Genomic DNA, 3,343 nt, shown 5'->3' on the forward strand with positions numbered 1-3,343 from the left:
CGACGCGACCGGCCAGATGGTGCTCCCGGGCGAGGGCGCGCTCGTGCAGGGCTGGGCGGCGGTGAACGGTGTCGTCGACACGAACGGCCCGCTCGTCGACCTGCGCGTCCCGGCCGGCACGCGATCGCGGGCGGCGCGGTGGCCGTCGTGGTGGCGAGCACCGTGCTCACGGCGAGCGTGGGCGAGCGGGACCAGCCCGACGCGTCGCGACCCGCGTCGGCCGTCTTCGACGACACCCCGCTGCAGGGCGCGCGCGTGACGGGCCGCCTGGGCGGTGTCATCGACACCTACGGCGGGTACGTCGTCGACGCCTACCGCGAGAACCAGGCGTTCTACGCGCGTGCCGGCACGGCCCTCGACGCGGCGTGGGACGCGACGCAGCCGGTGATCGACGCGCAGGAGGCGCGCGACCCGCTCACCGCGAGCCCGACGTCCTCGACGGACGCGGGCGAGGACGAGCCCGAGCCCGTCGTGCTCGTCGTCGTCTCCGACCTGCACTGCAACGTCGGCATGGCGCCGCTCATCGCGACCGTCGTCGAGCGGTCCGGCGCGGACGTCCTGCTCGACGCGGGCGACACCACGATGAACGGGACCGGGGTCGAGCAGTACTGCGTGACGACGTTCGCGCGCGCCGTCCCGGACGGCGTCGAGCTCGTCACGTCGCCGGGCAACCACGACTCGGCGGAGACGTCGGCGGTGTACGCGCGCAGCGGTGCGCGCGTGCTCGACGGGTCGGTCGTCGAGGTCGACGGCGTGCGCATCCTCGGCGACCGCGACCCCGCGCAGACGCGCATCGGCTCGGGCACGTCGGCGACCGACGAGTCGCCGCAGGACATGGCGGAACGGCTCGCGCAGACCGCGTGCGACGACGAGGACGGCGTGGACCTGCTGCTCATCCACACGCCGCGCGTCGGCACGCCGGCGCTGACCGACGGGTGCGTCCCGGCGCAGGTCTCGGGGCACCTGCACAAGCGTGTCGGCCCGGCTGTGGTGGGGGAGGGTGTGCAGTACGTGAGCTCGAGCACCGCGGGGGCGACGCTCGGGCAGCCGACGGTCGGCCCGCTGAACGGCACGGCCGAGATGACGGTGCTGCGCTGGGACCCGGACCGGCGCCGGATCGTCGACTACCGGCTCGTGCAGGTGCGCCCCGACGCGTCGGCGTCCGTCAGCCCGTGGCTGCAGTGGCCCGTCCCGGCGCCGACGCCGTCTCCCCGCGGAGGGACGAATCACCCTTCACCGATGTGACCGGCGTCACTTAGGGTGGGACGCGCGAGTGGGGCCATGGTCGTGGCACACCGCCTCCCCTCGCACCAGCCGAACGTGCGCTGAGGGGGGAAGGCGTGGGAGGACAGGTGGACCGCGCGCCGGCGCGGACCCGGGGCCGTCGGGCCGCGGCGGTCGTCGCGGTCGTGCTCGCGGTCGTCGCGTCGGTGCTGGTGGGCGCGGTACCCGCCGGTGCCGCGTCGGGTCAGGACCGGTTGCTTGCGGGCGAGGCCCTCGACCCGGGGCAGGGGCTCGTGTCGGCCGACGGGACGCAGACGCTCGTCGTGCAGCCCGACGGCGACCTGGGCCTCTACGACGCCGAGGGCGTACCCCGCTGGGCGGCCGGGACCGCGACACCCGGAGCTCGCCTCACCGTGACCCCCGAGGGCGACGTCGTGCTGGTCGCGCCCGACGGCTCGACGGTGTGGAGCACGGGCACGGCGGGGACCGCCGGGGCCGCGTTCGTCGTGCGGGACGACGGCGACGTCGTCGTCGAGGCGCCCGACGGCTCGGTCGCGTGGGAGTCCGGCACGGCTGTGCTGCCGTCGATCCTGCTGCCCGGTGGTGAGCTCCACCCCGGTGACGCGCTCACGTCGCCCGACGGCCGGCACACGCTCCAGGTGCTCGACGACGGCGACGTCGTCCTGCTCGGGCCCGACGCGTCGACCCGCTGGTCCGCCGGCACGCACGAGCCGGGCTCGTCGCTCGTCCTGCGCGAGGACGGCAACCTCGTCGTGACCGACACCGACGGCCGGCGTCCGTGGCGGACCCGGACCGCCGGGCACCCGGGCGCGACGCTCGTCGTCCAGGACGACGGGAACCTCGTGCTGTCCGCCGCCGACGGGACGCCGCTGTGGTCGACCGGCACGACCGGCGGGCCGGGGTCGTCGGTGCGGCTCGAGGACGGTGCGGTGCTGCTGCTCGCGGCGACGGGCCAGGAGCTGTGGCGCGTCGACGTGCCGGCCGAGCTGCTCGTCCGCCGCGCCGAGCTCGCGACCGACTGCACGGCCGTCGACGCGCCCGTCCCGCAGTCCGACACGGTCGTGACGTCCACCGGCGTCCGGGTGCACCCGTGCCTCGCCGCCGCGGTCGACGAGCTCATGCTCGCCGCGCGCGCCGAGGGGGTCGACCTGCACGCGTGGGGCTGGCGCAGCCGCGAGCAGCAGATCGCGCTGCGTGCGCAGAACTGCAGCGCCTCGGGCGTCTGCTACCCGCCGACCGCGCCGCCCGGGACGTCGCGGCACGAGCGCGGGCTCGCGCTCGACTTCACGGTGGGCGGCGGCGTCGTCCAGCACGGCACGGACGCGTACCGGTGGCTCGTCGAGCACGCGCCCGCGTACGGGCTGAAGAACCTGCCGAGCGAGGCGTGGCACTGGAGCGTCGACGGGTGGTGACGGCACGGGCGCGCCCGGCGCGCGCCCTACGCTGGTCGCCGTGAGCAGCCAGCCGACGCCCCCGTTGACCGCGGTGACGCAGGACTACCTCAAGGTGGTGTGGTCGGCGCAGGAGTGGTCGACGCAGCCCGTCACGACCAAGATGCTCGCCGCGCGCCTCGGCGTCGGTGCCTCGACGGTGTCGGAGACGGTGCGCCGCCTCGCCGACGCGGGCTACCTCACGCACCAGCCGTACGGCGCCGTCGAGCTCACCGCCGAGGGCCGCCGGCACGCGCTCGCGATGGTGCGCCGCCACCGCCTGGTCGAGACGTTCCTGGTCGAGGTGCTCGGCTACGGCTGGGACGAGGTGCACGACGAGGCCGAGGTGCTCGAGCACGCGGTGTCGGACCTGTTCGTCGAGCGCATCGACGCGCAGCTGGGCCACCCGCGTCGCGACCCGCACGGCGACCCGATCCCGGGACCGGACGGCTCGCTCGACACGCCCGAGGCGCGCGTGCTCTGGGAGGCCGAGCCCGGCCGGTGGGCCGTCGCCCGCATCTCCGACGCCGACCCCGAGCTGCTGCGCTACGTCGAGTCCGTCGGGCTCGTGCTCGACGCGCCGGTCGAGGTCGTCGAGCGACGCACGGTCGCGGGGGTCGTGTCGGTGCGCGCGGGCGAGGGTCCCGACGCCGGGGGTGTCGACCTGG

The 3,343-nt window shown here is 75.9% G+C and carries 3 protein-coding genes; all 3 read left to right on the forward strand.

Annotation, left to right across the window (positions count from 1 at the left end):
* Positions 1-147 precede the first annotated feature (147 nt).
* Positions 148-1,245, forward strand: coding sequence for a metallophosphoesterase family protein (locus tag HGA02_RS13710; RefSeq protein ID WP_343035479.1), 1,098 nt, complete (start codon positions 148-150; stop codon positions 1,243-1,245).
* A 107-nt stretch (positions 1,246-1,352) separates the two neighbouring features.
* The gene (locus HGA02_RS21475) at positions 1,353-2,657 is read left to right on the forward strand and encodes a D-alanyl-D-alanine carboxypeptidase family protein (RefSeq protein ID WP_168679469.1); all 1,305 of its coding nucleotides are present in this window, start codon (positions 1,353-1,355) and stop codon (positions 2,655-2,657) included.
* 40 nt (positions 2,658-2,697) lie between these two features.
* Positions 2,698-3,343, forward strand: a 646-nt coding sequence (locus HGA02_RS13720; RefSeq protein WP_168679470.1) for an iron dependent repressor, metal binding and dimerization domain protein, incomplete at its 3' end; no start/stop codon positions are given.

Source organism: Cellulomonas septica, assembly GCF_012396155.1.
Lineage (GTDB): Bacteria > Actinomycetota > Actinomycetes > Actinomycetales > Cellulomonadaceae > Cellulomonas > Cellulomonas septica.